The sequence below is a fragment of the Massilia sp. IC2-278 genome (genome assembly GCF_020708045.1).
In the GTDB taxonomy this organism is placed as follows: Bacteria; Pseudomonadota; Gammaproteobacteria; order Burkholderiales; family Burkholderiaceae_D; genus Telluria.
The window spans coordinates 403,894-430,166 of record NZ_JAJFES010000001.1 but is presented as its reverse complement, the minus strand read 5'-3'; the positions used below and the strand labels follow the sequence as shown (position 1 = coordinate 430,166).

Genomic DNA, 26,273 nt, shown 5'->3' with positions numbered 1-26,273 from the left:
CGGGCTTAGTTGCTGTAGAAGCAGCGCCCGCAGGCCTGGCGGTAGCTTTCGTTGCCGCCGATGCTGACCTGCTCGCCTTCACGGATGCGGCGTCCCTCTTCGTCGACGCGGATGTTCATGGTCGCCTTCTTGCCGCAGGTGCAGATGTTCTTGATTTCCTCGATGTCGTCGGCCAGGGCCAGCAGGTAAGCCGAACCGGGGAAGGGTTCGCCGCGGAAATCGCTGCGCAGGCCGTAGCAGATGACGGGCACGCCGCGTACCTGGGCCAGCTGGTGCAATTGCTGCACCTGGGCGGTCGTGAGGAACTGGGCCTCGTCGACCAGCACGCAGGCCACGCGCGGCGCATCGGCGAGAAAATCGGTGCCGGCATCGAACAGGCCAACCTGGCGCTGCGGGCCCAGGCGCGAAGTGATCAGGCCAACGCCGTAGCGGTCGTCGATGGCGGCGGTGTAGAGCTTGACCTGCTGGCCCTGCTCCTCGTAGTTGTGCGCCACCTGCAGCAAGGCAGTCGATTTGCCGGCGTTCATCGCCGAGTACCTGAAATAGAGTTTTGCCACTGCCCTGCCCTGCTTGCCGGATTCGAAATGGCGCGAATTATAGCGTGGACAGGCAGCCGGGGCCAGAGCGACGGCTGCCCGGCCACAGGCCGGCATGCAGGAACTTGCTTAGCCGCGGCGGCGGCGCATCCAGCCGACCAAGCCCAGCCCCATCAGCATCATGGCGTAGGTTTCCGGCTCGGGCACCGGCATGGCCAGGGTGACGTCGTTGGCGGTCACCCAGTAGTCGCCGCCGCTGGTCATGGTCACCGAGCTCAGCGGCGAGCTGGAGACGAAGCCGAGGAAGCTCGAGGTGGTGGCGTTGCTCAGGGTGTAGTTCAGGGTGCCGCCGCCGGTGGCGGTGAACTGCAGGGTGCCGCCGGGCAGGAAGCTGCCGAGCACGTCGGAGCCGAAGAAATAGCCGCCGAAGCCGGTCACGCCGGGGGCGAAATCCGAGAACACGATGCCGTCGCCGTCGACGTTGGTCGACAGCCAGCCGTCGCTGCCGCTGCCCGCGCCGTACAGGCCGCCGGGGGCGGTGGCGGTGTAGCTGTAGGCGCCGGCGCTGCGGGCGAACGGGCTGTCGTAGAGGTCGATGTCGAGGTCGTCGTAGGTGTCGACCCCGTAGCCGCCGACGGCGGCAAGGAAGGCGTTGCGGTCGGTGTAGACCGTGATCTGGGCGCTGGCGCTGACAGCGCCACACAAGAGCATGGCGGCGACCAGGCTTTTCAAGGCGAAGGGCTTGCTTTGCATGATTGCACTCCTTGGGTTCGGTGGATTCGGCTTCTGCCAGAGTCGAGTACACCGCGTTCCGCAGGATGTTGCAATCCGATTAATCTTGAATGAATGACACTTTGCGCTGCCTCAGAAGTAGCGCGGGCTGGACAGCGATCCCGCGCATGAGAGCGTTAGCTTTTCGACACAATGCGGGCCGGGTTGCCGACCACCGTGGCGCCCCGCGGCACGTCGCGGCTGACCACGCTGCCCGCGCCGACGATGGCATCGTCGCCGATGGTCACGCCCGGCAGGACGATGGCGCCGCCGCCGATCCAGACGTTCGCCCCGATCGTCACCGGCTTGCCGCACTCCAGCCCGCTGCGCCGGAGCGCCGGGTCGCGCGGGTGGTCGGCGGTGTAGATCTGCACCGCTGGGCCGATGCGGGTGTCGTCGCCGATCGTCACGCGCGCGGTGTCCAGGATCACGCAGTTGTAGTTCAAAAAGACGTGCTTGCCGAGGTGCAGGTTGAAGCCGTAGTCGCAGTAGAACGGCGGGCGCAGCATGGCGCCCTCGCCTACCGATCCCGCGCGTTCGCGCAGCAGCGCGTGCCAGGTGTCGGCCGGCTCGCCCATGGCCGCGTTGTAGCGCGCCAGCCAGGCCGCGCAGGCGGCCAGTTCCACTTGCAGCTCGGGCGCGCTCGGGTGGTACAGCTCGCCGGCCAGCATCTTTTCCTTGTCGCTGCGTGTCATGGCCGCTCTCCTTATTGGCCTGGATGGTACTGGCGTTCCAGCGCTTTGCGGATGTCTTCCTTGTAGAAGAGCACGTCCTTGAACTCGCCGCGGGCATACATCTCCGCCTGGTCGGCGAAGTGCTTCGAGGCCGGGTTGCCGCTCTGGCCGCCGGCCAGGATGCTCTTCGCGCGCACGCGCGGACCGAACTCGACGGCAGCGACGAAACTGTTGCCGCGGTCGCCGTAGATGCGCTTGGTCTTTTGCTTGGCCACCATGCCGAACGAGGCCAGCGAGCCCCAGTGCGCCGAGGTGAACGCCACCGGGTAGCTCGGCTTGCTGTCGTCGTACTGCTGGTCGACGTCGCCGCTGATGCGCTGGAAACGGTTGATCTCGCCCCAAGGGGTTTGCCAGGTGCCGAAGTCGCGCGCGAGTTTGTCGCTGGCGCGCGTCAAGGCATCGAGCCGCTCCTGCGCATCCAGGCGCGTGGTGATGTAGTCGACCGACGGCAGGCCGGCGGCGCGTGCCTTCGGCGCCGCCGCAGCCACCATTTCCTGGCCCCAATACACGGCGAGCGAGGTCGGCACCGAGTCGGCGCCGAAGCGCAGGTTCCAGCCGCGCAGCGCAGCGACCTGGTCCTTCAGGGCCGCCTTGCGCGCGTCGGCCGCCGGCAAGGCTTCGTAGTCCCGCAGCAGCTGCGGCACCAGCGGCTCGAAAGCCGTCAGGTAGCTGTCGTAGGAGGCGGCGATCAGGCTGTCGAGCGTTAGGTCTTTCGCGTCGCGCAGCACGCGTTCGGCGTGGATGCCGCGCGCGTTTTCCGGCAGCGACCACATGTAGGCCGGGTAGTCGGCCTGCTTCGGACTGTTGGCGCCCGAGGCGCTGAACGGCCAGTTGTTGGTGTTGCTGATGTAGCCGCTGGCCGGGTTGAACAGCGTGATCGTGTCCTTGATCTCATGCAGGCCCTGCCATTCGGTAGCGGGGTTGCTGCCATCGACCGGCTTGCTCCAGTCGAAGCGGGTGTCGCGCTTCGGAATGAAATTGCCGTGGAAATAGGCGATATTCCCATCGGCGTCGGCGTACACGGTGTTGTTCGAGGAATTCGTGCGCAGCTGCATGGCCTGGTAGAAGGCCTCGTAGTTCCTGGCCTTGGTGCGCGAATAGGATTGGGTCAGCGCCTTGATTGGCTCGTCCATCATTTTCACGGCCACCCACTTGCCGTTCTCGGCGCGCACGATCGGGCCGTGGTGGCTGAAGTAGGCCGTCACCGTGCGGCTGGCCAGCTTGCCGTCCGCCGCCTTGTACGGCAGTGTGATCGGCACCACGCGCAGGGCGCGTTCTTCCTGCCCGTAACGGTAGTAGAACTTGCCGCCGCGCTCGGTCACGGTTTCCAGGTACTCGTCGATGACGTCGCCGCCGCCCGAAGTGTGCATCCAGCCGGCGCGCTCGTTGAAGCCCTGGTAGATGAAGAACTGGCCCCAGGTCACGGCGCCGTAGGCGTTCAGGCCTTCTTCGCTGACCATGTGCACTTCCGGACGGAAGTAGAACGATGTATGGGGGTTGATCATCAGGAGCGGATGACCGGCCTGGGTGCGTTTCGGTGCGATGGCGAAGCCGTTCGAGCCGCGCGGTTCGGCGTCGAGGCTGTTGGTGTTGTCCGCCACCTGGTTCGCCACCTTGCCTGCCGTGGCGGGCTGCCGCTTGCCGTAGAAGGCTTCCAGGTCCTTCAGTTCGATCGACTCGATGTCGCCGCCGATGCTGCCTTCGCTGAACGACAGCGCCATCCAGGGCTCGAAGCGGGTAATCAGCTTCGGCTTCACTTCAGGATGCGTGTGCAGGTAAAAATTCAGGCCGTCGGCCCAGGCGCTCATCAATTCCTGCAGCCAGGCCGGGCTGGCCGCGAACTTGGCCTGCATGTCGGCGGGCTGGATGTAGAGCTTCATGCGCAGGTCGCGCCAGATTTCCTTCTCGCCCTCGACCTCGGCCAGGCGCCCCATCGAATTGATGTAGTTCAGCTCGACGCGGTTGAAGTCGTCCTCGGCCTGGGCATAGATCATCCCGAACACCGCATCGGCGTCGCTCTTGCCGAACACGTGGGGAATACCCCACTTGTCGCGCATGATCGTCACGCGTTGCGCCGTGTCCTGCCAGCGCGCCAGCTCGGCGTGGCCGGCCTTCTGCTTGACTACCGCGGCGGGCGCGGCATGGACGGCCGGCGCAGCGCCGGCAAAGGCGGCCATGCAGGCAGCGAGGGCAAGGGTCGGGGCAAAGCGGCGCGACGGGATCATGCGGGTCTCCTTGTTGTTATCGGTATGCCGGCTGACGGGCAGCCTGGTTCGCTACAGTCCGGCGTTGGCCAGCTTCTGCTTGAGGATCTCGTTTTCGGTCAGCAAGGTCGCCATGCGGTCCTTCAGCGCGGCGATCTCGGCCTTTAATGCGGCCTTTTCATCGACCGGCTCGCCGTCCGGGCCGGTCTTCTTCGGCTTGGTGGCCTGCTTCTGCTCGCGCACCTGGCGCGCGGCCTGCTGCAGTTCCTTGCGTCCGCCGGCCACGGCCGCGATCTGCGCTTCCGGCGGCAATTGCGCCACGTTCGCGGCGGCATTGATCGAGATGGTGCCGGCGCGCACGGCTTCCACCAGCTGGGGCGCGGCCGCCTTCTGGATGCGTTCGATCTGACTGATGGTGTTGCTCGACACGCGCGCCGCCTTGGCTACGTCTTCGCGCGTGTTCCAGGGTGGCGGCGGGCGCGAATCCATGTCGTCGGGGCTGGGCTCGGGCGGCTCCTCGGCCATGCGCTGGGCCATGCGGGCGCTGACGATTTCCTTCTTGCGCAGGGCCAGCAGGCCGCGCTGGAAGTCCGACACGCTGCGGCGCGCCAGGTGGTTGTCGATCATCCACAGCATCACGTCCTCGATGGAGGCGAAACTGTTGTTCTGGACGGTACGGAAGTCGATATTGTGCTTGCGGCAGATTTCGTAGCGGTTATGGCCGTCGATGAGGACGTCGCCCCACAGCACCAGCGCGTCGCGGCAGCCTTCGGCAAGCAGGCTGCGCTCCAGTGCGGCGTATTCGATATCGGTCAGCGGGTCGACGAAGGCACGCAGCTCGTCGTTGATGGTGATGTTCAATGTATGGTCCTAGGCTTCTTGGTGCGCCGTCATGGCGCCGGGAAGCATTCTAGACCATTCGATGGCTGAGCCAAAGATGGCTGGCCGATTTTGCAGTGGATGCGAAGAAGGTGGTGCGGGCAGCCGGAATCGAACCGGCACGCCTCACGGCGGCAGATTTTAAGTCTGATGCGTCTACCAGTTCCGCCATGCCCGCGCCGGCGGGGATTGTACACCGTGCGGCAACTTCAGTGTTAGTTGTTGAGCCACTGACAAGCTTGCGGCGGCAGTGCCCGGCTCCTCCCCGGCGGTTTATTCTCGAACAAAATTGCCGCCAGGCATGCATGCGATGCTGGCGTTTTGCTCAGCTTTGGAGGTGGCAGGAATGGACGTTTCCCTGATTCGATGCGGCGCCGCTTGCCTGGTGGCGGCCGCCCTGTGCGCATGCTCGCCGAAAAGCGCCGAGGAAAAAGGCGCCGACATGGCGGGCGAGAAAATCGACATGGTGACCGGCATCGGCAACGCATTGACCGACAGGGGCGGCAAGGCGGCCGAGTCGATCGCTTCCGGCGTCGGCACCGTGGTCAATGGCGTCGAGCGCGGCGCCCTGAAAGTGGGCCGCAAACTGAACATTGACCCATCGCTGGCAAAGGCCGGCCTGGCCGTCTCCCGGGTCCAGGATGGGACCGAAGCCGGCGATGGTGCGGCGCATGGCCTGCTGGCCTATGTGATCGCCAGCACCCGGGCCGAAGGCAGCCTGCGCATGTTCGCCTACGATGCGCTGGGCCGGGAAATCGGCCGCTCGAGCGTGCCCATCGCCTACGGCGGCGACGATGCCGGGTACGTGGCCCTGGCCCTGGACAGGAACGTGGCGCTGGGCGACGTCGTTGCGGTCGGGTTCAAGTACGTTCCGGGCAAGGAGGTGGCAGCGAAATAAAGCGCATCGCGGACAAAAAAATGCCGCCGTCGCATCGGGTGCGGCGGCGGCAAACGCTCAGTTGGTCTGAGTTGGAGACATTGCTTATGATAAGGGCGTGTGGCCGGCATACAAGGGCCACACCGGGAAAACTCTCCCTGTCTTGACGTAGGCGGATTCGCACAGACTTCAGGAAATGTCTTAAAGCCCGGCAGCGACACGTCAGAAGGTCTTGCTCAGGGACACCACCAGCGTATTCTTGCCCGGATCGGTATAGCCGATGCGCTCGCTCCGGCTCGGCACCCCGCTCGTGCCGGGATCGTAGGCATGGGTCGCGCCGAAAGCGCGGGTATAAGCGCCGGCCACCTTCCAGCCGCCGTTCAGGCGGTGCGTCAGGCCGACCTTCACGTCGCGCCAGTTCCAGTAATCGTTGCCGGCTCCGGCCACCCGGCCCTCGCCGGCGTGCAGGTTCAGCGTGGTGGCCGCGCCCAGGTCGAGATTCGCGCCGCCATCCAGGTAGCCGGTGCCGCGCGCATTCGCGATACCGAAGAAATTGCGGGTGACGGTGTAGTTGTACTTGGCGTACAGCGCCTTGTAGCTGACGCCGGCCGAAACCTCGCCATAGTCGAAGCGCCCGCCGTTCGGCCCGCGCCCGGCGCCCGGATACCTGGCGTAATGGCCCATCAGGCTATAGCCGACGTCGCCGACCTTGCCGCTGTAGCCGCCATACAGGTCCCACTCGACCGAGCCCCTGGCGATGATGCGGTCGCCCACGTTCACCACGCGGGTGCCGGCCGACCAGCCGCCCGGGTGCACGACGTCGATGCCGGCCTGGGCGGCGGGCTTGCCATCGGTCTGGCGCAGACCGCGCCACACGTACTGGCTGGCGACGCCGGCATTCGCCGTGAACGCGGCCTCGTCCGCAGCGGCGAAAACCGGCTCGAACGGGCCTGGCGCCGAGGCGTGGGCGGAAACCTGCATCGAGAACAGCACAAGACAGACGAGCGGCAGCAGCCGCGGAGCGCAGTAGGTCATTCTGTTGAGGGCAAAAGGTGGACGCTGGCGCCGCGACAGGCTCTGGATAATGCCGTGCGGCAATGGAATGAAGGAATTCTAGAGGGGTTTTTCGCGCACACAGCGATTTGATGCCAGGATGAACATCGCTTTTTTCGCCGACTGCGTGATCCGCGCAACACCGTGTCCAGGCTGGCATGCAGGGATGACAATCGTGGTTGGGAATGTCTCGGCGCCGCATCGCCCGGTCTGCGCCAGCGCAAGGAAGCGGCAGGCAGAAACGGCGCGCCACCCGCAAGCCTGTACCACGGCGCTACGATGGTTTTTCCATCACTCGTGACGCGGAGACGGCATGCTGCATCCTGTCGACCGCCACGCCCGGCTTGCCGAGCTGCACAGGATCTGGCGCGACCAGGGAAGCGCCCTGCCGCAGGATACCGTGCGCAGCCTGTTCGGCCACGCCGCTGCCTGGGGCGCATGGCCGCTGGTGCATGCCGCCGGCATGCGCCTGGCCGCCAGCAACGACCTCGACACAGACGACACGCTGCACCTGGTCGACGCCTGCCGCGCACTCGGCAAGGGCGGCGAAGCGCTGGCACTGGCGCGCGCGCTGGCGCGGGAGCAGCCCCGGCATGCCGAACTCGTTGCGGAACTGCGCGCCTGGCTGGCCTGGCGCCGGCACTTCCCTCCTTCCGCTCGCGGCGGCGCGCTCACGCTCGAGCCGCTGGCCCACCATCACGCGCGCGATTTCGCCTGGCAATACGGCGATCCTTCCATTGCCGAACTGTGCTGCCTGCCGGTATTTGCCGACGCGCTCGACTGGCACCGCTGGCTGGCCGGGCTCTGGCGCGAAGGCCGGCGCCTGCTGTACGCGGTGCTGCACGATGGATGGGGATTCATCGGCTGCGTCAGCCTGACGCTGCACCGCGGCCTCGGCTTCTTCTATTACTGGCTGGGGAAGGATTTCCAGGGCCAGGGCTTCGGCCCGCGTGCCGGTGGGCTCTTGCTGGACCTGGGCCAACGCGCCTACGGGCTACGCGGCTGCTATGCCAAGGCCTTCGACTACAACCTGCGCTCGCGGCGCGGCCTGGAAAAAATGGGATTTACCGAGCTCGGCATGCGCGGCGCTGGCGAGGACTGCGACCAGGTGTTTTACCGGCGCGGGCCACCGCAGGGACGCCGGCGCACGGCCGACGAACTGCACCGGCTACTCGACAGCATGGATGCGAGCGTGCGTCCGGCGCCGGCTTCCTTGTTGCACCCGGACCCGTTGACGGTCTGAACGGCGGCCCGGATCAGGCGCCCTGGTAGATCAGCACGCCGCATACCGCCGCGCCCAGGGCCAGCAAGCCGAACAGGAACCAGCGCATCGCGTTCGCCAGGCCAGCGACGGCCTTGTCGGCGTCCTTGCTCAGCATGCCGCGCTTGCGGCTGGAATTGAGCAGCATGGACACGAAAATGAACAGGAAAAACAGTAGCAGGACAAATTTCATCATGATCCTTGCCGCCTCAGGTCCGCGCCAGTACCAGGGCCAGCGACACGAAGCCGAGCACGCCCGCCCCTGCCGCGATCAGGCCCACCACCTGGATCCTGCCGCGCGCCGCTTCCATCCTCGCGATCAATTGGGCGTTCTGGTCGGCCAACTCGGCGATCAGCTTCGAGGCTTCGCGCAATTGCCCATGCATCTGGGCGATGGTGGCGTCCTGCTGCTCGATGTGCGCGGCCAGCAAGGCCATGCCATCCTCGCCCCTGGGCATGGGCGCCATTGCCGCGTCATCGATGCCGGCTTGCGGCGCGCCCTTGCGCCCGACCGTGTCCCACAGCTTGCGGGCGCCGTTCGCCACTTGCGGCGCGGCAGCGATGACCTCGCTCCACGGAACCGCCTTCAACACCTTCAGCCAGGCTACGGCCATGTTTGTTTCCTCCAAATCGAATGGGATGCAGCATAGCACCCCTCATCGTTGCCCGGACAGTCGGGTCAAGTGTGCAATCGTGCGGCCGCGTTTATGCATTACCATCGCACCATGTGTGGACGATTTGACCAAAGCCAAACGGCGCGTTACTACGCGAGCGTATTCGGCTGGGCCGACGCGGTGTACGACAGCGAATCGGCGCCGGCCTACAACGTCTCGCCCGGCAGCTACCGCCCTGTCCTGCACCTGCAGGACGGCGAGCGCCGTGTCGACGACGTGTTCTGGAGTTACCGCGCCAAGTGGGCCGAAGGCAAGGTGCCGATCACCATCAACGCCCGCCTGGATAAACTCAACAACCGCTACTGGAGCCGGCTGCTGAAGAACGGACGCGCCGTGGTTCCGGCCGAAGGCTGGTACGAATGGACCGGTGAAAAAGGGAAGAAGCAGCCCTGGCACATCCACCGCAAGGACCGCGCGCCGCTGTTCATGCTGGCCATCGCCAACTTCGGCAGCTTCACGGAAAACCGCGCCGAGGCCGGCTTCGTGATCGTCACCGACGATGCGGCCGAAGGCATGCTCGACATCCACGACCGCCGCCCGGTGGTGCTCGAGGCGGCCGACGCCGCCCTGTGGCTGGACCCTGGCCTGGCGCCGGACGCGGCCATCGAGCTGGCGCGCCATGCCGCGCTGCCGCCCGATGCCTTCGAGTGGTTCAAGGTGACGCCGGAGGTCAACCGCGCCGGCGTCAACAGTCCGCAGATGGCGCTGCCCCTGCCGGAATAAGCGCCGCCGGATTTACTCCAGCACGCTGACCAGGGCCAGCAATCCCAGCGACAGGCCGATGATCACGCCGGCGCGGCTGCGCAGGCGCTGGCCGCGTTCGACCATTTGCTTGGCGATGCGGCGGCGTGGCCGCAATCCGTTGCGTTCCGGGGTGGCTTTTTCTTGTTGCATGGTAGGTTCCGTGTTCATCTCTATGGTATCCATTGGCGGCTCCGATGGTCATTGCCGAAGATTGATAATGCCGGCCGGCGTGGCCGGCTACAGGGTGTGGATGCAGGCTCGGCTACGACAGCGGTGCTGTCTGCCGAGCTCAGGCAAGCCGGGCGAGATGCTCGGAAATACGGGCGCAGGCGGCGCTGAGGGGAAGTCGACAGCGCGCGGCCGCGAGGCGGAAAGCGGCAACGGCAGGGACTGGTGCCGCGCCGTGAGGGAACGAGATAGTGAACGACTGATCGTGCTGAAAGCGTGACATGCCAATTACCGTGTTCGATCCGCCATCGGCGCTGCAAAAGGCAAGCGCCGACCGCATGAAAGAATTGATTCTACACGAACAGCTTGTTAGATCAATACGCGTTTGAAACAGGGTTGCGCAATGTCAAAGACCCCGTTTCCGGGGTCTCCTTTTTACCACTCAGTCTTGGACTGCCAGGGCTTAATGCTGGTATGCGCCGATGTCGTAACCGGTCGCGGCGTTACGCGCCTTGCCGTCGATGTCGGTCGGCAGTGCGTAGGTGGCGATACCACGGCCGATCACAGGCGAGCTCTTGCTTGGCTTGAAGTTCGGCATGGCGGCGGTACGCGAGTAACCGGCCAGCAGCGGGTCCGAGGTGATGGTGCCGGTGTGCTTCAGGCCATTGCGCAGCTGCCAGTTGTAGGTCGTGTTCTTGAACACCAGGTTGTTCTTGTACGAGTTGGCGGCGCCGGTCTTGCCCTGCTCCGAGATGCCGTACTTGTTGTCGTACACGATGTTGTTGTACACGGCGACGTTGTTCGCACCAGCCGAGGTGAAGTAGAAGTCGCCACCACCAACAATGATGCCGAAGTTCGACGACGACACGGTGTTGTTGATGATCTTCACATTCGTCGCATCGTGCCACAGGTGGATCGCTGCCGAGCCGACGCGGTAGACCACGTTGTTCTTGATCGTGCCCGAGGTGCTGACATAGATACCCTGCACGTAGGTGCAACCTGCCGGGCCGATGTCGTGCACGACGTTGCCGACGACATCGCTCATGACGCCCTTGTAATAGCTGTCCACGCCGATTGCCGAGCCGCCCGCGCTGTTGCACGGAATCGTGGTCGCGGTGTGGTGCACGTGGTTGCCTTCGATGACGTTGTACGAACCGCCGGTGTAGATGCCCAGGGTCCACTTGGTGCCGCTGCGCACTTTGCTGCCGTCGACTTCGAAGCCGATGATGCTGACGTAGTTGCCGCGGTTGTCCCAGGCAGTCTTGTTGCTCGACTTGGCAGGCGGCACGATCTTGGCGCCCCACTTGGTGGTCGAGACCCAGTAGATGCGGGCCTTGGCATTGCCGCTGGCGGTGGTCTTGAAGCCGCCGTCATAGGTGCCGGGTGCCACGAACACGGTCGTGCCCGGCTTGGTGGCTGCCTTGGCGGCGCGCGCCAGGGTCTTGAATGGTTTGGCTTTGGTGCCGGCTGCGGTGTCCGAGCCGGTCGGCGAAACGTAATAGTTATAGGTGGTAGCCGGCGTCGTCACGTTGCTGGTGACGGCAACCTTGGCACGCAGGCCTTCCTGGGCATCGTAACCCGACAGGGCAAAGCTGGTAGCAGCGCTGGCGGTGGATGCGCCCAACGCCAGCAGCACGGCGGCAGCGCCATGGGTCAGTGCATTGGTACGGATATTGGAAGGCTTGGTAGCGGAGTGTTTCATCAATAGTTCCTTACGTTAAATGCGAAATGCGAGAGATTTGAGCGCTGGAAAATGTCTAAGTTCAACGTCTTCTAAGAAAAATTTCTCTGCACTATCAAATCTACAAATATTATTTGCCTGTGGAAACGAACATTAAAATTTCGTTTTGCTGAGTTTGTTCAGCCCATGAAGGACAGAAGCGCAATAAAAAACCCGCGTGCCCTTGCGGTCACGCGGGTTGATTCGCCCAGGTTTTTGCTGGCTGGCTGCGCGTTCCGCGCAGCCGTTGCCTGTTCCCGCCGGCTGATGCTGCCTAATGTTTTCTTAGCGCATGCTTAGTGTTGATACGCGCCGATGTCGTATCCGGTCGACGCGTTACGCGGCTTGCCGTCGATGTCGGTCGGCAGTGCGTAGGTGGCGATACCGCGGCCGATCACAGGCGAGCTGGTGCTCGGCTTGAAGTTCGGCATGGCGGCGGTGCGCGAGTAGCCGGCCAGCAGCGGGTCCGAGGTAATGGTCCCGGTGTGCTTCAGGCCATTGCGCAACTGCCAGTTATACGTCGTGTTCTTGGACACCAGGTTGTTCTTGTACGAGTTGCCGGTGCCGGTCTTGCCCTGCTCCGAAATGCCGTACTTGTTGTCGTACACGATGTTGTTGTACACCGCGACATTGTTCGCGCCAGCCGACGTGAAGTAGAAATCGCCACCGCCAACGATGATGCCGAAGTTAGACGACGACACGGTGTTGTTGATGATCTTCACATTCGTCGCATCGTGCCAGAGGTGGATCGCTGCCGAGCCAACGCGGTAGACCACGTTGTTCTTGATCGTGCCCGAGGTGCTGACGTAGATGCCTTGCACATAGGAGCAGCCGGCCGGGCCGATGTCATGGACGACGTTGCCGACGACGTCGGTCATCACGCCCTTGTAGTAGCTGTCGACGCCGATCGCCGAGCCACCCGCGCTGTTGCAGGGAATGGTGGTGGCGGTGTGGTGGACGCGGTTGCCTTCGATAACGTTATAGGAACCGCCGGTGTAGATGCCGAGCGTCCACTTGGTGCCGCTGCGCACTTTGCTGCCGTCGACTTCGAAGCCGATGATGCTGACGTAGTTACCACGGTTGTCCCAGGCCGTCTTGTTGGTCGAGTTCGCAGGAGGAACAATCTTCGCGCCCCACTTGGTGGTCGAGACCCAGTAGATGCGGGCGGCCGCGGTGCCGTTGGCGGTGGTCTTGAAGCCGCCGTCGTAGGTGCCTGGTGCAACAAACACGGTGGTGCCGGCTTTCGTCACGGCCTTGGCGGCGCGGGCCAGGGTCTTGAACGGTGCAGCCTTGGTGCCGGCAGCGGTGTCGGAACCGGTCGGCGACACATAATAGTTATTGGGCGTCGGCGGCGTGGACACGGTCGTACCGCCAGCACTACCATTACCACTTGCTACCAGGGTACGGTACTCGGGGCTCTGCTTTATGCCGGCTTCGACCTGCTGGATGGTCCAGCCCTTGGACATCAAGTTGAGCCAGTGCGCGAGGCCGCCCGCATCAGGCGTGCGGTTCAGCAGTTGCCGATACAGTTCAGTGACTTGCTGGGTAGAAGTGGCGCCTGCCGTAACGGAAACGGCGGCAGTGTGTGCCACATCATAGCCGGACAGTGCGAAATTGTCGGCAGCGTGTGCAGCCGAGATACCGCACAGGGCAATCACGGTGGCAGCACTGGCGCGAGCGAGTGCGTTAAGACGGAAAGGGGTAGCAAAACGACCGTACTTCTTCATGTGAAATTTCCTAACGTTAAAAATGATACGTAACCTTTGAGCGCCGGAAACTTCCTAAGTTCAATGTTTTTCAAAAAAAATTTCATTAGGTAACAATAACTTAAGCAATATTTTCGTATGGAAACAAGGATGGCGGCAAGGCTCAATTGTTAAATCGCCCCATTACCCGACTATCCAGCCGGGCGCGGGCATTGGACGGCGCCGTCACTAGCGTTCGGGAGAACAAATAGCGCCATCCGGCCGCGTGGTCTCTCACACCTGCCGGCCTGCCAATCGAACCCATCGACATCAAACGGTGACAGCGCTTATAAAAAAACCCGCGTGCCGAGGCAACGCGGGCTGATGAGGACGCTTAGTCATCCTTACGTACATCTGTACGTTCAGGGACAGTCTTCGTGGCTGCCCCTGGTACTGGCTACAGTTCCGGAATCAATGCTGGTATGCGCCGATGTCGTAACCGGTCGACGCGTTACGCGGCTTGCCGTCGATGTCGGTCGGCAGTGCGTAGGTGGCGATACCACGGCCGATCACAGGCGAGCTGGTGCTCGGCTTGAAGTTCGGCATGGCGGCGGTACGCGAGTAGCCGGCCAGCAGCGGGTCCGACGAAATCGTGCCGGTATGCTTCAGGCCATTGCGCAGCTGCCAGTCGTAGGTCGTGTTCTTGTAGACCAGGTTGTTCTTGTACGAGTTGCCGGTGCCGGTCTTGCCTTGCTCCGAGATACCGTACTTGTTGTCGTAGACGACGTTGTTGTAGACAGCGACATTGTTGGCGCCGGCCGAGGTGAAGTAGAAGTCACCGCCACCGACGATGATGCCGAACACCGACGAGCTCACCGTGTTGTTGATGATCTTCACGTTCGTTGCATCGTGCCAGAGGTGGATTGCCGCCGAACCGACGCGGTAGACCACGTTGTTCTTGATCGTGCCGGAGGTGCTGACGTAGATACCCTGGACATAGGTGCAACCGGCCGGGCCGATGTCGTGGACGACGTTGCCGACCACGTCGGTCATGACGCCCTTGTAGTAGCTGTCCACGCCGATCGCCGAACCGCCGGCGCTGTTGCACGGAATGGTGGTGGCGGTGTGGTGGACGTGGTTGCCTTCGATGACGTTGTAGGAACCGCCAGTGTAGATGCCGAGGGTCCACTTGGTACCGCTGCGCACTTTCGAGCCGTCGACTTCGAAGCCGATGATGCTGACGTAGTTGCCGCGATTGTCCCAGGCGTTTTTGTTGGTCGAGTTCGCAGGCGGCACGATCTTCGCGCCCCACTTGGTGGTCGAGACCCAGTAGATACGCGCTGCAGCGGTGCCGTTGGCGGTGGTCTTGAAGCCGCCGTCGTAGGTGCCTGGCGCAACGAAGACAGTGGTGCCGGCCTTGGTGACGGCCTTTGCAGCGCGCGCCAGGGTCTTGAATGGTGCTGCCTTGGTGCCGGCAGCGGTATCCGAGCCAGTCGGCGACACATAATAGTTATAGGTCGTGGCTGGGGTCGTGGCTGGGGTCGTGGCGTTGCTGCCGGTGTTCACGGTCAGGTTCGACGAAGCATCATAGCCGGAGAGCGCAAAGCTGGTCGGGGCGGCGTGGGCGGTAACGGAGAAGGCCAGGACGACAGCGGTAGCAACAGCGTTCAGGGCGATGGTGGCTTGCTTTTTCATGCGAGAAGTTCCTAACGTCAAAGGTAAAAAATGGAAGCGTGTAAAACGCGAATACGTAACCTTTGAGGGGAGGAAACTTCCTTAGTTCAACTTTTTCTCAAAAAAAATTTTCTGCAAGTAACAAAGGATCAAACGCCTTTATTCTTCTGAAATCAAACAGTGCTCTGATCCATGTCGTATCTTGAGCAGCAACTAATGCGCAGAGGCCGGTGTCTTACAGGACCGCATACACTGACGCACGAGGATACGATGGGCATTTATATGCAACTACGCGAAACCTTGAAGGAAGGCGAGCACTACGCCGGGGTCATCCTCGGCAAGGATGGCGAGGCCGACCACCACCTGATCCTGCTGCCCGGCGACCTGGGCGACATCAGCTGGCCCGGCGCGCTCGACTGGGCAGGCAGCCAGGGCGGCGAACTGCCGAACCGGCGCGAGCTGTCGCTGCTGTTCGCCAACCTGCGCGAGCAATTCGAGAGGGAGTGGTATTGGTCGTCCGAGGCCCACGAGACCCGTTCCCAGCTGGTCTGGGGCGAGAACTTTGCCAGCGGTATCCAAACCGTCTACGGCCGGCCCTTCCGCGGACATGCGCGCGCAGTCAGGCGCATCCTGATCGAATAGGCAGCACAGGAAGGCACGCTGGTACCCGAGCAGGGAGGGCGTGCCTGCCGCCGGTGGGCGCGCAGCTGGACTGCGGGCCTGCACCTGCGATCCGCTGGAACGCCTCGAGCATCGTGCATCGTGCATCGTGCATCGTCCATCGAGCAGCGAGTTTTGCGCAGCGAGTATTGCGCACCGAACAGCGAGCAGTGAAGCGGTGCGCAGTGACGCAGTAAGACAGTGCGCAGTGACGCAGTGCGCAGTGACTCAGTGAGCGGTGAGCTGCACACTGACTCCTGCACACTGCGCACACGCATCACTGCGTGCGCGCAGCGGTGCCTCGTCTTACTCCGATGCCGTCCGCGCCTCGTTGGCCGAGATGCGGTTGCCGTTGTTGGCGCGGACCGCCATCACGCCGGCGCCCAGCAGCGCCAAGCCGAGCACGGCGCCGAGCGGCGAACGTGGAATCCAGCGTGCCGCCGCGCCGGTGACGGCGTTCGGGCTTTCGCGTTGTGGATCGGAATGGCGGCGGCGCAGTGCGGCGCTGCTGGCCGGACCGCCTGCGTACAGCTGGATCATCTCGCGCACGAACGGCATGATGTCCTGCGGGCCTCGGCTGGTCACCAGGTTACCGTCGCGCACCACTTCCTGGTCAAGCCAGGTGGCGCCGGCGTTCACCATGTCGTCGCGCACGCCCGGCCACGAAGTCAGGGTGCGGCCCGACAGCAGGCCCGCCGAAGCCAGCACCCAGGGGCCGTGGCAGAGCGTGGCGATCGGTTTGTCGAGCAGGTCGAAGGCGCGCACGAAGTCGCGCGCCTCGGCCGACTGGCGCAGCGCGTCCGGGTTCATGAAGCCGCCCGGGATGAGCAGGCCGTCGTAGTCGCGTGCGCTCACGTCCTCGATCGTCCAGTCGACGGCGATCAGGTCGGCCGGCATGTGCAGGTTCATGCCGCGGATCTTGCCGGATTTGAGCGAGATGATGTCGACCTCGGCGCCAGCGCCACGCAGCGCCGCCACCGGCGCCGTGAGTTCCACTTTCTCGAAGCCGTCCGCGGCGAGCACGGCGATGCGCTGCCCTGCCAGTTTCTTCCGTCCAGTCATGGTGTCCTCCGTTGAGATAATGTGCGGAGGAGTCTACCGGAATGGCTGAATGGGCAGCGTACGGTCCACCGGCCTAGCGCCTGGCAGCCGGACAAGGGCGCGAGGCCCGGGCGCCGGGCTGCCCGTCCGCAGGCAGCCCGCAGGCTTACTTCGCCGGCACGTTGGCGCGGCCGATCGGCTCCTCGACGTTGGCGAGGAACCAGGCCGTGGCCGTCATCACCGCCACGTTGCGGCGCAGGTTGTCGGGATCGACCTTGTCCAGGGTGTCGGCGGCCGTGTGGTGGTAGTCGAAATAGGCCGAGGTGTCGACCAGCGGCGCGAAGCTCGGCACGCCGGCACGCTCCAGGCCCGACAGATCGCCGGTCGACAAGGCATCCTGGCGCTGGAACACGGCGGCGCCGATCGGCAGCAGGGCCGCCTGCAGCGGCGCGAACAGCCTGGTGGACGCGGCCGGCACGCTGGCGCGCATGCCGAACGGACGCCCCACCCCGTTGTCGCTTTCGATGGCGCCGACGTGGCTGCCGGCGTTCGCCTGTTGCGCTTCCAGGTAGGTGCGCGCGCCGCGGGTGCCGTTCTCTTCGTTCATCCAGGCGATCAGGCGGATGGTGCGGCGCGGACGGTAGTCGAGTTTTTTCAGGACATCGAACACCGCCATCGCGCTGGCCACGCCGGCCGCGTCGTCGTGGGCGCCGGTGGCCAGGTCCCAGGAATCGAGGTGGCCGGACACGATCACGACCTCGTCGGGCTTGTCGGTGCCCGGGAAGTCGGCGATCACATTGAAGCTGTCGGCGTCGGGCAGGATCTTCGGCGTCAGCAGCAGGCGCATGCGCAGCGGGCCGCGCTCGGCCAGGCGGCGCATCAGCATGGCGTCTTCGACGCTGACCGCCGCCGCCGGGATGCGTGCGCCATCCTGCAGGGCCGTGTTGCCGGTATGCGGCAGGCGGTAGTTGGCGCCGCCGACCGAACGCACCAGCGCCGCTGCCGCGCCCATCTCGGCCGCCATGCGCGGGCCGTTGGTACGGAAGTTCGAGCCCTGGCCATAGGCCGGGCCGGCCAGGCCGCGGTCGGCCATGTGCTGGTCGAACGGCACGTCGAACAGCACGATGCGGCCCTTGACCTCGGCGGCGCGCGCCTTCAGTTCGTCGAAGCTGCTCACCACGATCACCGGGGCCACCAGGCCTTCGTTCGGCGTCGCGCCAGACCCGCCCAGCGCGGTCAGGACCACGCGCTGGGTGATGCCGTCCGGCCTGCCCTTGTAGTCCACGAGTTCGCCCGTCTCGGCCCCGCGCACCCAGTGCGGCACCTTCACCGGCTGCAGGGTCACCTTCGCGCCGAGCTTGCGCATCGCGTCCGCCACCTGGTTCACCGCCGCCGCCGCGCCGGCCGAGCCCGACAAACGCGGGCCGATCAGGTCGGTCATGTCGGCCGTGCGTTCCCAGGCGTAATCGCTCGTCATGGCGGCGTCGCGGATCTTGGCCAGGGCCGCCGGATCGTTGCCCGGGCTGGCAGCCTGGGCCGAGGTGGCGAATGGCGCGGAAAACGAACTCGCGAACAGGGCGGCCATCAGGCCGAGGGCGGGAAGGCGGGTGCGGCGATTCATGCAGAAATTCCTTCGGTTAAGTTTTTACAAGAATCGAAGGGTAGCGCATCCGCCGCTTTTGCGCTGTCTTTACGCCCCGCGCACGAGGCAGCGAGGGCTAGGCCGGCACCAGCCGCACCAGCGTGATTTCCGACGGCGCGCCGAAGCGCTTCGGCGGTCCCCAGTAGCCGGTGCCGCGGCTGGTGTACACCCACAAATCGCGCACCCGGTGCAGGCCGGCCACGAAAGGCTGCTGCAGCGGCACGAACAAATTCCACGGGAAGAACTGGCCGCCGTGGGTGTGGCCGGACAATTGCAGGTCGAACCCGGCCTCGGCGGCGGCGGGCGCCGTGCGCGGCTGGTGCGCGAGCAGGATCTTCACGTCCACCTCTTCCGGCGCCCCGGCCGCGGCCGCCTGCGGGTTGCTGCGGTGGCTGGGCACGAAGTGATGCGCCGTGAAATCCGGCACGCCCGCGATCAAGACCCTGGCCGCGCCGCGCTGGCGCACCACGTGCTGGTTCAGCAGCACCGTCAGCCCCAGCCGGCGCACCTCGGCGATCCACTCCTCGGCGCCCGAGTAATACTCGTGGTTGCCGGTCACGAAAAACGCGCCATCCGGCGCCGACAGGCGCGCCAGCGGCTGGGTATGCAGGGACAGGCGCTGCACGCTGCCGTCGACCAGGTCGCCGGTGACGGCGATCGCATCGGCCTTCAGGGCGTTCACGCGGTTGACGATGGCGTTCAGGTAGGGCCGGCGGATGGTGGGGCCGACGTGGATGTCGGAAATCTGGGCAATCGAATAGCCGTGCAATTCTTCGGGAAGATTGGCGATCGGCACATCCACCCGCTTCACCCTTGCCAGGCGGCGCGCATTCACGAAGCCGATGAAGCTCACGCCCAGCGCCAGCAGCGGCACCGCCACCGCGCTCCAGTAGGTAAAGACGGCATTCCCCTGCCCTGCCGCCAGTAAAGCGAGCAGCACGATATCGCGCAGGAAGGTCGTGACGATCAGCGACGAGAACAGGCCCATCGCCAGCAGGCCGACCCAGGCCAGGCCATCCGACCAGCGCCGCCGCCGCAACGACGAGGACAGCAATCCGACCGGCACCAGTAGCGTCGACAGCACCAGCAGCACGATGCCGATTACGAAGCCGGGCAAGCCAAGCCCCATGTCGGGCATCAGGCGCGCAGCGATGTACACGTGCAGCAGGATGAGCAGGGAAAGGACGACGGACAGGTTGCGGCGGGCTGACATAAACGCGAGGAAGAATGAGTCGTGCGTGTTAGATGGGGCAGGCTGCGCCGTCTGCAAGGCCGGCCGGCCAGGCTTGTCAAAAGAATGTTACGGAGCTTTCTGCACTTGTAATATTCTGTATTAGGTGATGAGACCTTCGGCGGCCGGGACTATAGTGTGTCCATACCCGGCGTAACCGCGATCACTCCGATCCGCGCTGCGGTAAAAAGGAAAAGCCATGTTGAACAAAAAATGCTTTGGTGCGGTGATCCTGGCCGCTGTCGCCGTCTCGCCCTCGGCATTCGCTGGCGACCGCGGCGTCAATACGGCGGTCGGCGCGGTGCTCGGTGCGGCAATTGGCGGTAGCGCTGGCGGCAGCGGCGGCGCCCTGGTCGGCGGCGTGCTCGGCGCGGCAGTCGGCAATTCGATCAACACCCACGACGACCGCCGATATTATGGCAACCGTGGCGGCTATGGCTACGGTTCGGTAGGCTACTACCAGCCGGCGCCGGTGTATGCCCAGCCGCGTCCGGTCTACTACGAGGCCCCGCGCTACTATCGCCAGCCGGAAGTCGTGTACGTCGAACCGCGTCACCGTCACGACAACCGTGGCTGGGACCGTGGCCGCGACCACGACCGCCGCGACTGGGACCGTGGCCATGACCGCGGTGGCCGCGACGGCTACCGCGACGGCTACCGCCGCTGATCCACGGCCGCCATATCAAGCAGTACCAACCGGAGCCGCGTTACGACGCGGCTTTTTTTCGCCTTTCCCCTTCCCCCGGCTAGTTCCTCCCGGCGGCACCTGCCGTCTCGACGGAGGAAGGCATGGTCCACAGCGGCGACATCGTGACACTGGCAGCCGGCCACTACCGGCTGCGCGAACAGCTGGCCGGCTCGGCCTATGGCGTGGTCTGGCGCGCCGATGGCGGCGCTGCCGGCGAGGTCGCGATCAAGCTGGTGAACCGCGAACAGATGACGCGCGCCGAACCCACCGTGCAGGCGCGCTGGGCCGAATGCGCCGCGCGCGAGATCGCCTTCCTGTCCCGGCTCGCACCCTGGGATGCGCGCCACATCGTGCGCCTGCTCGACCACGGCCTGCACGACGGCCTGCCGGCCATGGCACTCGAACTGCTCGACGGCGACCTGGCCGCCCACATGGCCGCGCAGAACGCCGCCGCCCGGCGCATTGGCCTGGCGCAGTCGCTGGCCTGGCTTGCCCAGGTCAATGCCGCGCTGGCGAAAGTCCACCAGCACGGCTGGCGCTACCTCGACCTGAAACCCGGCAATCTGCTGCTCGACGCGTCCACGCATACCCTGAAGCTGGCCGACTTCGGCACCAACCGCAGCCTGCTCGACGCCGGCGCCCACACCTATACCGGCACCGCCAGCTGGCAGGCGCCCGAACAGTTCTTCCCCGAGGGCGCCGGCCATCTCACCGATGCGCGCACCGATTACTTCGCCCTCGGCGCCATCTTCTTCTATCTCGTCACCGACGGCGCCACGCTGCGCTACAGTGGCGCCTGCGCCGATGCCTGGCGCGCCCATGGCCGCGACGGCGCCGCCCAGCTGCTGGCGGCCTGGAACGGCGCCCTGCCGCCCTCCCTGGCCGAGGATGAGGCCGAGCACTTCCTGCAGTGCGCCCGCGCCGGCAGCGGCGATGCCGACCCGGCCGCCGCCCTGGCCCTGCTGCGCTCCCTGCTCGCCGTGCGCCGCCAGGACCGCCCGCGCCACGCGCTCGAGATCAGCCGCATGATCGCCGCTGCCGCCGGACCGCAAGCCATCGTACGGAGGGCGGCATGAAGCGCTTCGCACGCGGCGGCCTGGGCATGCTGGCCGCCGCCGCACTCGCCCTGCTGTGCGCCCTGCAGGCGCTGGCCGTGCTGCGCATGCCGCCCGCCTTTTTTCCGAGCCAGGTGACGGTAAGGCTGGCGCCCGGCCATTCGATCGAACTCGGACGCGCCGAACTCGCCGCGCCCCAGGCCGACCCGCGCCACCTGCGCCTGCGCCGCGACAGCGCCGGGCGCTGGTTGATTGCCAGCGCCAGCGGCGTACAAGGCCTGCGCGTCGAGCACGGAACCGGCGCGGGCGAGCGCACGCGCAGCGGGTCGCTCGCGCTGCAGGCAGGCCAGCGCTTCCGGCTCGGCGCAGCCCAGTACACCGTCGACAGCGCAAGCGACGGCCTGCTGCGTTTCGGCGACGGCAGCCACACCTGGGAATACGACGGCGCCCTGCTGCGCCGCGACGGCAGCGTCCAGGGCGCCTGCCCGCAGTCTTCGCCGGGCCAGCGGCTGGCCGGATTCTGGAACCGGATCGTGCCTGCCTCGCTCGGCTTCGAGCGTCTCCTGAGCTTCGGCGGCAACCTCTCCTGCGCCACCACCATCGGCAACGCGGACGCCGCAGCGGGCAGCGCCGGCATCGCTTTTAGCGACGGCGTGCCGACCCTGTTTGCCGCCAGCGGCGCCGGCCGCGTGCCGCTGCTGGCCGAGGTCGACGGTGTTCCCGCCGACCTGGCCCTGCGCGAACTGCCGCTGGCCGGTGTGAGCGCCCTCGGCGTCGGCCGCACGCGCCTGCTGGCCGCCATCGAAGGCGACACCCTGCGGCTGCGGCCGGTGAGCCGCGTCGCCCTCTTCACGGACACCCGCGCCGAGCTGCCCGACGGCGTCAGCTGGCAGTGGCAGGCGCGCCAGCCCTGGCAATTGCCCGACGGTGCTCCCTGGGCCGGCGCCATGGCGGCGATCTGCGGCCTGCTGGCCGGCCTGCTCGGGTGGCGCTCGGCCTGGCGCAAGCAGCCGGCAGTCGCGCTGCGTTTCGGCGCCGGCGTCGCACTGGCGCTGGGCGGCTTCGCCCTGCTGCTGGCCGTGCGCGCCGGCCAGGCGCCCGGCATCGCGCCGACCCTGCTGCTGGCATGGGGCGCGCTCTGGTACGGCCTGCACCCGCGCCGTCCGAACGCCGTGCTGGCCAGCGGCGTGATGCTGCTGGCGGGCGGCCTGCTGCTGCAGCTGGAACTGGGCACGGCCGCCGCCGACACGTCGTGGATGCGCCACTTCCAGAAAACCGCCGCCGCCACCACGCTGGGCCTGGGGCTGGTCGGCATCGCCGCCGTTGCTGGCCTGGCGGGCCTGCGCACGGCGCGCCGCCCGGCCTCGCAGGCGCGGGTCGAATGGACCCTGCTCGCGCTGGCCGGATGCGCCGTGCTGGCCCTGCTGGTGCAGGTCGGCTGGGGCAGCGAGACCGGCGTGTTCGACCTGCAGCCGGTGGAATTCGCCAAGCTCGCCCTGACCGTGCTGACCGCACACTGCATCGCCCTTGGGCTCGGCGCCGGCGACACCCGCCAGGGCAAGGGCACCCTGCTGCGCTGGCTGCGCCTGGCCTCGCCGGCGCTGCTGTTCATCGTGCTGCTGGCCGTGGCCCTGGTCCAGGTCGACGATTATTCCCCGCTGATCCTGCTGCTGGTCTGGGGCGCGGCGATGCTGCTGGCCTGGTCGCTGGCGGCGCGCCAGCGGCTGGCGACGGCGGCGCTGTGCCTGCTGGCGGTCGGCGTGGTCGGCGCCATCGGCCTGCTGCGCGCCGCCGACCCGGGCCAGATCGCGCACTGGAATTTCTACGGCGAGCGCTTCCTGGTCTGGCTCGACCCGGCCGCGCATCCGCATACCGGCCAGCAGCTGCTGCTCGGCGCCCGCGCCATCCTGGAAGGCGGTTGGATGGGCGCCGACGGCGTGTTCGGCCTGGCCGCGCTGGGCGCCAGCGCCCCCGATGCGCTGGCCATTCCGGCGGTGCAGGACGACTTCGCGCCATCCTTCTTCCTGAACCGCCACGGCCTGGGCGCCGCGCTGGCCTTGTGGGCGCTGCAGGCGCTGTTCCTGTGCGCGCTGCTGCAGGCGGCGCTGCGCGCCTGGATGGCGGCGGCCGGCGCGCGCGACTTCCGCCATGCCTGGCAAGGACGCTTCCGCTGCTTCGTGCTGTGCGGCGGCGCGGCCTTCGTGTTCGGCCACTTCCTGCTGTCCTGGGGGACGAACCTGTCCTTCTTCCCGATCATGGGACAGCCGATGAGCTTCCTGTCTGCGGGCGGCTCGCACCTCCTGTTTTTCATCTTCCCCCTGCTAGGTTTCGGTGCCACGAGCGCTTATTCATTTGAGGAGAATCAGTCATGCCGGTCTACGTCCAACACGAATCCCTGGGCAAGGTGAACGACGTGTTCAATGCCGAAGCGCTGTGGCAGGCCCCGGGCCTGGCGCTGTTCGCACGCCGCCCGCTGCTGCGCGATTTATTGGAGCGTTCGCCGCGCGAGCAGCGCGGGCGCGCCGCCACCCGCTGCTTTTCCCACGTCACCCTGGTGCTGCCCCAGGACGAGGTCGACGACGACCGCCACCTGACCCGCGGCGCGCGCGTGCGCGACCTGGCGCAAACCCTGCAGTCGCTGCACCAGAAGGACTTCGGCGACCTGCTCGGCGCCGACGAAGTGCGCTACCACGTGGTTGGCTCGGAGCAGTTGGAAGCGGGCCAGGTGGAGGTCAAGTTCGGCCACGCCGTCTACCTGCCGGCGCCGGGCGAGCAGGTGCAATACACGGTGAGCGTGTCGCGCGACAGCGCCATCTGGCAGACCGTCTGCCCGATCTATCCGCATCAGCGCCTGACCGTGCTCGGCCACGACGCCGCCAGCGCCACCTGCGCCGTGCCCGGCTGGCCCTTCGCCCTCGACGGCGCCATCCTCCTGATCAACGATGGACCGGATGCGCCGATGGAAGTGCACGTGCGCCCGAAAGAGGCTTTCGAGTGCAGCTTCGACGCCGCCGCCGGCTACTACACGATCCGCGCGCGCCACGGCGACACGCCGGGCAATGCGGGACGCCTGCTGCTGAAGATCGCGCGCAGCAATCCGGCCGCGGCCCTGGCTACCGTATCAGGCACGGCGTCAGCTACCGCATTGAGCCCAATGCCAGGCAACTCCGCCCCTGCACGCCCGGCCAGCGCGCCGCCCGCACCCAGCCGCGCGCCCGCCGTCTGGAAGACCCGCGCCCGCACGCCGGACGATGCCGAACTGACCGCCACGCCCGCCCTGCACCGCGCCAGCGCGCGCATGCCGGCGGACGAAGCGACCTTTGCGCCGGTGGCGCGCCAGCGCATCGCCCTGGCCGCGCTAGCCCTGCCGCGCCTGAGCCGCTACCGCGAGACCGGCGCCGGCCTGCTCGAATTCGCCCTCGACCGCAACCTGGTAGCGGGCGCACCCGGCAAGGATGCGCTGATCGGCTTTGCCGTGGACGAGGCCGACGAGGTGTACGCGGTCGGCGCCGCCGGACGCCAGCGCATCGCGGTGCCGAACCGCTTCGCGCCGGTCGACGGCGTCGACCTGCGGGTGCTGGCGCCGGCCCCGGAGATGGCCGACCGCTACAGCGCCCTGGTCTGCCTGCCGCAGGCGCCTTCGCTGCCGGTGCCGGGCGGCGTGCGCATCGCCTTTGGCCGCGGCGCCCAAGCCCTGGCCGGCCTACGCGTACTCGATGCCGCCGGCTGCCTGCGCGGCGCGGACGGCCTGGATGCCGGCAGCGCCGACCGCCTCGGCCTGTCGCGCAACGCCGTCAGCGTCGAGCCTGGCCCGGACGGCTTCCGCGTCGCCCGCCTGTCGCCGACCCAGGCCCTGTACCACCTCGATGAGCGGCTCGGCTTCGTGGCCCTGATCGAGCATGGGCTTGACGCGCCCTGCCACGTGCCGGCCGGCCACCACATCGTCGCCGGCCATTACGTGCTGCGCGTCGAGGGCTGAGCGGTGTCCGCCGCGCTCACCGCGCTGGCCTGCTTCGGCGCGGCGCTGGTCCTGACCCTGGTGGCGGCCGCCTGGTTGACGCCGCGCCTCTGGTGGAAACGCGCCAACGCGCGTGCGCTGGCGGTGCTGGTGGCGGGCACCGGCGCCATCGGCAGCGCCCTGTGGTGGTTTGCAGCGCCGGCGCCGGCCGAGGCAGCACAGGCCGAGACAGCGCAGGCCGGGGCGGCCCCGCTCTTTGCCAGCCACCAGGAAACGCCCCTGCCCGGCCGCAGCTACCGCGTGGCCGACGCCCTGAACCTGCGCGCGGCGGTCGGCGTCGGCGCCGACCGCTTGACCGTGCTGCCGGCCGGCGCCATCGTCACCGCAACCGGCATGCAGGATGGCGACTGGTGGCAGGTGCGCGCCGAGGTCGCGGGCGAAGCGCGCGAAGGCTGGGCCAGCAGCCTGTGGCTGCGCCGCGCCGACGAAGCGCACCGATGATGTCCGGTTTATGCCGGCGTGTAGCGCATCGGGTTGAAGTACAGCCCCTTCACGCACTGGGTCGGCGCCATGCGCACGAAGCCGAAGGCCTCGTACACGCACACCGCGTGGTTCGAGGAATTGACCAGGAAGGCGCCGTCGCCGCCGCGCTCGATCGCCGCGCGCCGCGCCACCTGCCACAGGCGCCGCGCCAGGCCCTGGCCGTGCCAGCGCTTGTCGACGAACAGGTGGAACAGGTGGTTGTTGGCGCGGATGCCGATGAAGCCGGCCAGCGTGCCCTCGCTTTCCGCTACGTGGTACACGTGCCCGCTGCGCACGTAGTTGCGCAAGCCGTCTTCGTCGTTCTCGCGCAGGAAGGTCGCCGCGCCTTCCGGCGTCGATTCGTGGACGATGAATTCGATCGCAGCCTCGCGCAGCAGGCGCGCGGCCGCGGGCAGGTCGGAGTCGAGGAGGGGCCGGATCAGCATGAGCGGTGCGGGACTTTGCCAAAGATGCAAGCTAGCTTACCATGAGCACG

25 protein-coding genes and 1 tRNA gene are annotated in these 26,273 nt (G+C 66.5%); 9 read left to right on the top strand and 17 right to left on the bottom strand.

Annotation, left to right across the window (positions count from 1 at the left end; genetic code table 11):
- Positions 1-5 precede the first annotated feature (5 nt).
- The 6 genes from LK540_RS01920 to LK540_RS01895 form a co-directional block, all read right to left on the bottom strand.
- The gene (locus LK540_RS01920) at positions 6-557 is read right to left on the bottom strand and encodes a thymidine kinase (RefSeq protein ID WP_229435338.1); all 552 of its coding nucleotides are present in this window, start codon (positions 555-557) and stop codon (positions 6-8) included.
- A gap of 108 nt (positions 558-665) precedes the next feature.
- The gene (locus tag LK540_RS01915) at positions 666-1,289 is read right to left on the bottom strand and encodes a PEP-CTERM sorting domain-containing protein (protein WP_229435337.1); all 624 of its coding nucleotides are present in this window, start codon (positions 1,287-1,289) and stop codon (positions 666-668) included.
- Positions 1,290-1,444: 155 nt separating this feature from the next.
- Positions 1,445-2,002: a sugar O-acetyltransferase gene (locus tag LK540_RS01910; RefSeq protein WP_229435336.1), complete on the bottom strand. Its 558-nt coding sequence runs from the start codon at positions 2,000-2,002 to the stop codon at positions 1,445-1,447.
- An 11-nt stretch (positions 2,003-2,013) separates the two neighbouring features.
- Complete coding sequence (locus LK540_RS01905) at positions 2,014-4,266, bottom strand: penicillin acylase family protein (protein ID WP_229435335.1); 2,253 nt, start codon at positions 4,264-4,266, stop codon at positions 2,014-2,016.
- 51 nt (positions 4,267-4,317) lie between these two features.
- The gene (locus LK540_RS01900; RefSeq protein ID WP_229435334.1) at positions 4,318-5,106 is read right to left on the bottom strand and encodes a hypothetical protein; all 789 of its coding nucleotides are present in this window, start codon (positions 5,104-5,106) and stop codon (positions 4,318-4,320) included.
- A gap of 111 nt (positions 5,107-5,217) precedes the next feature.
- Positions 5,218-5,302: transfer RNA gene (locus LK540_RS01895), tRNA-Leu, on the bottom strand.
- A gap of 168 nt (positions 5,303-5,470) precedes the next feature.
- On the opposite strand from LK540_RS01895, the gene LK540_RS01890 reads away from it, so the two are divergent.
- Positions 5,471-6,022: a hypothetical protein gene (locus LK540_RS01890; RefSeq protein ID WP_229435333.1), complete on the top strand. Its 552-nt coding sequence runs from the start codon at positions 5,471-5,473 to the stop codon at positions 6,020-6,022.
- A 201-nt stretch (positions 6,023-6,223) separates the two neighbouring features.
- On the opposite strand, the gene LK540_RS01885 is transcribed toward LK540_RS01890, so the two are convergent.
- Positions 6,224-7,036 (bottom strand): TorF family putative porin, encoded by an 813-nt coding sequence (locus LK540_RS01885; RefSeq protein ID WP_229435332.1) that lies wholly within the window; start codon positions 7,034-7,036, stop codon positions 6,224-6,226.
- A 331-nt stretch (positions 7,037-7,367) separates the two neighbouring features.
- Between LK540_RS01885 and LK540_RS01880 the strand changes: the two genes are divergently transcribed.
- The gene (locus tag LK540_RS01880; RefSeq protein ID WP_229435331.1) at positions 7,368-8,297 is read left to right on the top strand and encodes a GNAT family N-acetyltransferase; all 930 of its coding nucleotides are present in this window, start codon (positions 7,368-7,370) and stop codon (positions 8,295-8,297) included.
- A gap of 13 nt (positions 8,298-8,310) precedes the next feature.
- Here the strand turns inward: LK540_RS01880 and LK540_RS01875 are convergent, their stop codons facing one another.
- Both LK540_RS01875 and LK540_RS01870 read right to left on the bottom strand, forming a co-directional pair.
- Entirely contained in the window at positions 8,311-8,511 is a 201-nt protein-coding gene (locus tag LK540_RS01875) for a hypothetical protein (protein ID WP_229435330.1), read from the bottom strand.
- A gap of 13 nt (positions 8,512-8,524) precedes the next feature.
- Positions 8,525-8,929, bottom strand: a complete 405-nt coding sequence (locus tag LK540_RS01870; protein ID WP_229435329.1) for a hypothetical protein — start codon at positions 8,927-8,929, stop codon at positions 8,525-8,527.
- A 111-nt stretch (positions 8,930-9,040) separates the two neighbouring features.
- On the opposite strand from LK540_RS01870, the gene LK540_RS01865 reads away from it, so the two are divergent.
- Positions 9,041-9,712, top strand: a complete 672-nt coding sequence (locus tag LK540_RS01865; protein ID WP_229435328.1) for an SOS response-associated peptidase — start codon at positions 9,041-9,043, stop codon at positions 9,710-9,712.
- Between the two features lie 12 nt (positions 9,713-9,724).
- Here LK540_RS01865 and LK540_RS01860 read toward each other — a convergent pair whose 3' ends face one another.
- The 4 genes from LK540_RS01860 to LK540_RS01845 all read right to left on the bottom strand — a co-directional run bounded on the left by LK540_RS01860 (position 9,725) and on the right by LK540_RS01845 (position 15,001).
- Positions 9,725-9,883: a hypothetical protein gene (locus LK540_RS01860; RefSeq protein ID WP_229435327.1), complete on the bottom strand. Its 159-nt coding sequence runs from the start codon at positions 9,881-9,883 to the stop codon at positions 9,725-9,727.
- A 481-nt stretch (positions 9,884-10,364) separates the two neighbouring features.
- On the bottom strand, positions 10,365-11,603 hold the full coding sequence (locus LK540_RS01855) for a right-handed parallel beta-helix repeat-containing protein (protein ID WP_229435326.1): 1,239 nt from the start codon (positions 11,601-11,603) through the stop codon (positions 10,365-10,367).
- Between the two features lie 314 nt (positions 11,604-11,917).
- Positions 11,918-13,348 (bottom strand): DUF4214 domain-containing protein, encoded by a 1,431-nt coding sequence (locus LK540_RS01850; RefSeq protein ID WP_229435325.1) that lies wholly within the window; start codon positions 13,346-13,348, stop codon positions 11,918-11,920.
- Between the two features lie 429 nt (positions 13,349-13,777).
- On the bottom strand, positions 13,778-15,001 hold the full coding sequence (locus LK540_RS01845) for a right-handed parallel beta-helix repeat-containing protein (RefSeq protein WP_229435324.1): 1,224 nt from the start codon (positions 14,999-15,001) through the stop codon (positions 13,778-13,780).
- A gap of 261 nt (positions 15,002-15,262) precedes the next feature.
- Here LK540_RS01845 and LK540_RS01840 point away from each other — a divergent pair, with 261 nt between their 5' ends.
- Positions 15,263-15,622: a DUF1566 domain-containing protein gene (locus tag LK540_RS01840; protein ID WP_229435323.1), complete on the top strand. Its 360-nt coding sequence runs from the start codon at positions 15,263-15,265 to the stop codon at positions 15,620-15,622.
- Between the two features lie 324 nt (positions 15,623-15,946).
- On the opposite strand, the gene LK540_RS01835 is transcribed toward LK540_RS01840, so the two are convergent.
- The 3 genes from LK540_RS01835 to LK540_RS01825 all read right to left on the bottom strand — a co-directional run bounded on the left by LK540_RS01835 (position 15,947) and on the right by LK540_RS01825 (position 19,536).
- The gene (locus tag LK540_RS01835) at positions 15,947-16,702 is read right to left on the bottom strand and encodes a type 1 glutamine amidotransferase domain-containing protein (protein WP_307729143.1); all 756 of its coding nucleotides are present in this window, start codon (positions 16,700-16,702) and stop codon (positions 15,947-15,949) included.
- A 145-nt stretch (positions 16,703-16,847) separates the two neighbouring features.
- The gene (locus tag LK540_RS01830) at positions 16,848-18,302 is read right to left on the bottom strand and encodes a M20/M25/M40 family metallo-hydrolase (RefSeq protein WP_229435322.1); all 1,455 of its coding nucleotides are present in this window, start codon (positions 18,300-18,302) and stop codon (positions 16,848-16,850) included.
- 97 nt (positions 18,303-18,399) lie between these two features.
- Positions 18,400-19,536 carry a metallophosphoesterase gene (locus LK540_RS01825; RefSeq protein WP_229435321.1) on the bottom strand — a complete coding sequence of 379 codons (1,137 nt, stop codon included), beginning with the start codon at positions 19,534-19,536 and terminating at the stop codon, positions 18,400-18,402.
- Positions 19,537-19,753: 217 nt separating this feature from the next.
- Between LK540_RS01825 and LK540_RS01820 the strand changes: the two genes are divergently transcribed.
- From LK540_RS01820 to LK540_RS01800, 5 genes are all read left to right on the top strand, one after another.
- Positions 19,754-20,221, top strand: coding sequence for a glycine zipper domain-containing protein (locus LK540_RS01820; protein ID WP_229435320.1), 468 nt, complete (start codon positions 19,754-19,756; stop codon positions 20,219-20,221).
- 122 nt (positions 20,222-20,343) lie between these two features.
- Positions 20,344-21,318: a serine/threonine protein kinase gene (locus LK540_RS01815; RefSeq protein ID WP_229435319.1), complete on the top strand. Its 975-nt coding sequence runs from the start codon at positions 20,344-20,346 to the stop codon at positions 21,316-21,318.
- Positions 21,315-23,705, top strand: a complete 2,391-nt coding sequence (locus LK540_RS01810) for an FtsW/RodA/SpoVE family cell cycle protein (RefSeq protein ID WP_229435318.1) — start codon at positions 21,315-21,317, stop codon at positions 23,703-23,705. The genes LK540_RS01815 and LK540_RS01810 overlap by 4 nt, the downstream gene beginning before the upstream one ends.
- Positions 23,666-25,276: a hypothetical protein gene (locus LK540_RS01805; protein ID WP_229435317.1), complete on the top strand. Its 1,611-nt coding sequence runs from the start codon at positions 23,666-23,668 to the stop codon at positions 25,274-25,276. The genes LK540_RS01810 and LK540_RS01805 overlap by 40 nt, the downstream gene beginning before the upstream one ends.
- Before the next feature lie 3 nt (positions 25,277-25,279).
- Positions 25,280-25,756, top strand: a complete 477-nt coding sequence (locus LK540_RS01800) for an SH3 domain-containing protein (RefSeq protein ID WP_229435316.1) — start codon at positions 25,280-25,282, stop codon at positions 25,754-25,756.
- 8 nt (positions 25,757-25,764) lie between these two features.
- On the opposite strand, the gene LK540_RS01795 is transcribed toward LK540_RS01800, so the two are convergent.
- The gene (locus LK540_RS01795; RefSeq protein ID WP_229435315.1) at positions 25,765-26,223 is read right to left on the bottom strand and encodes a GNAT family N-acetyltransferase; all 459 of its coding nucleotides are present in this window, start codon (positions 26,221-26,223) and stop codon (positions 25,765-25,767) included.
- Positions 26,224-26,273: the final 50 nt, after the last annotated feature.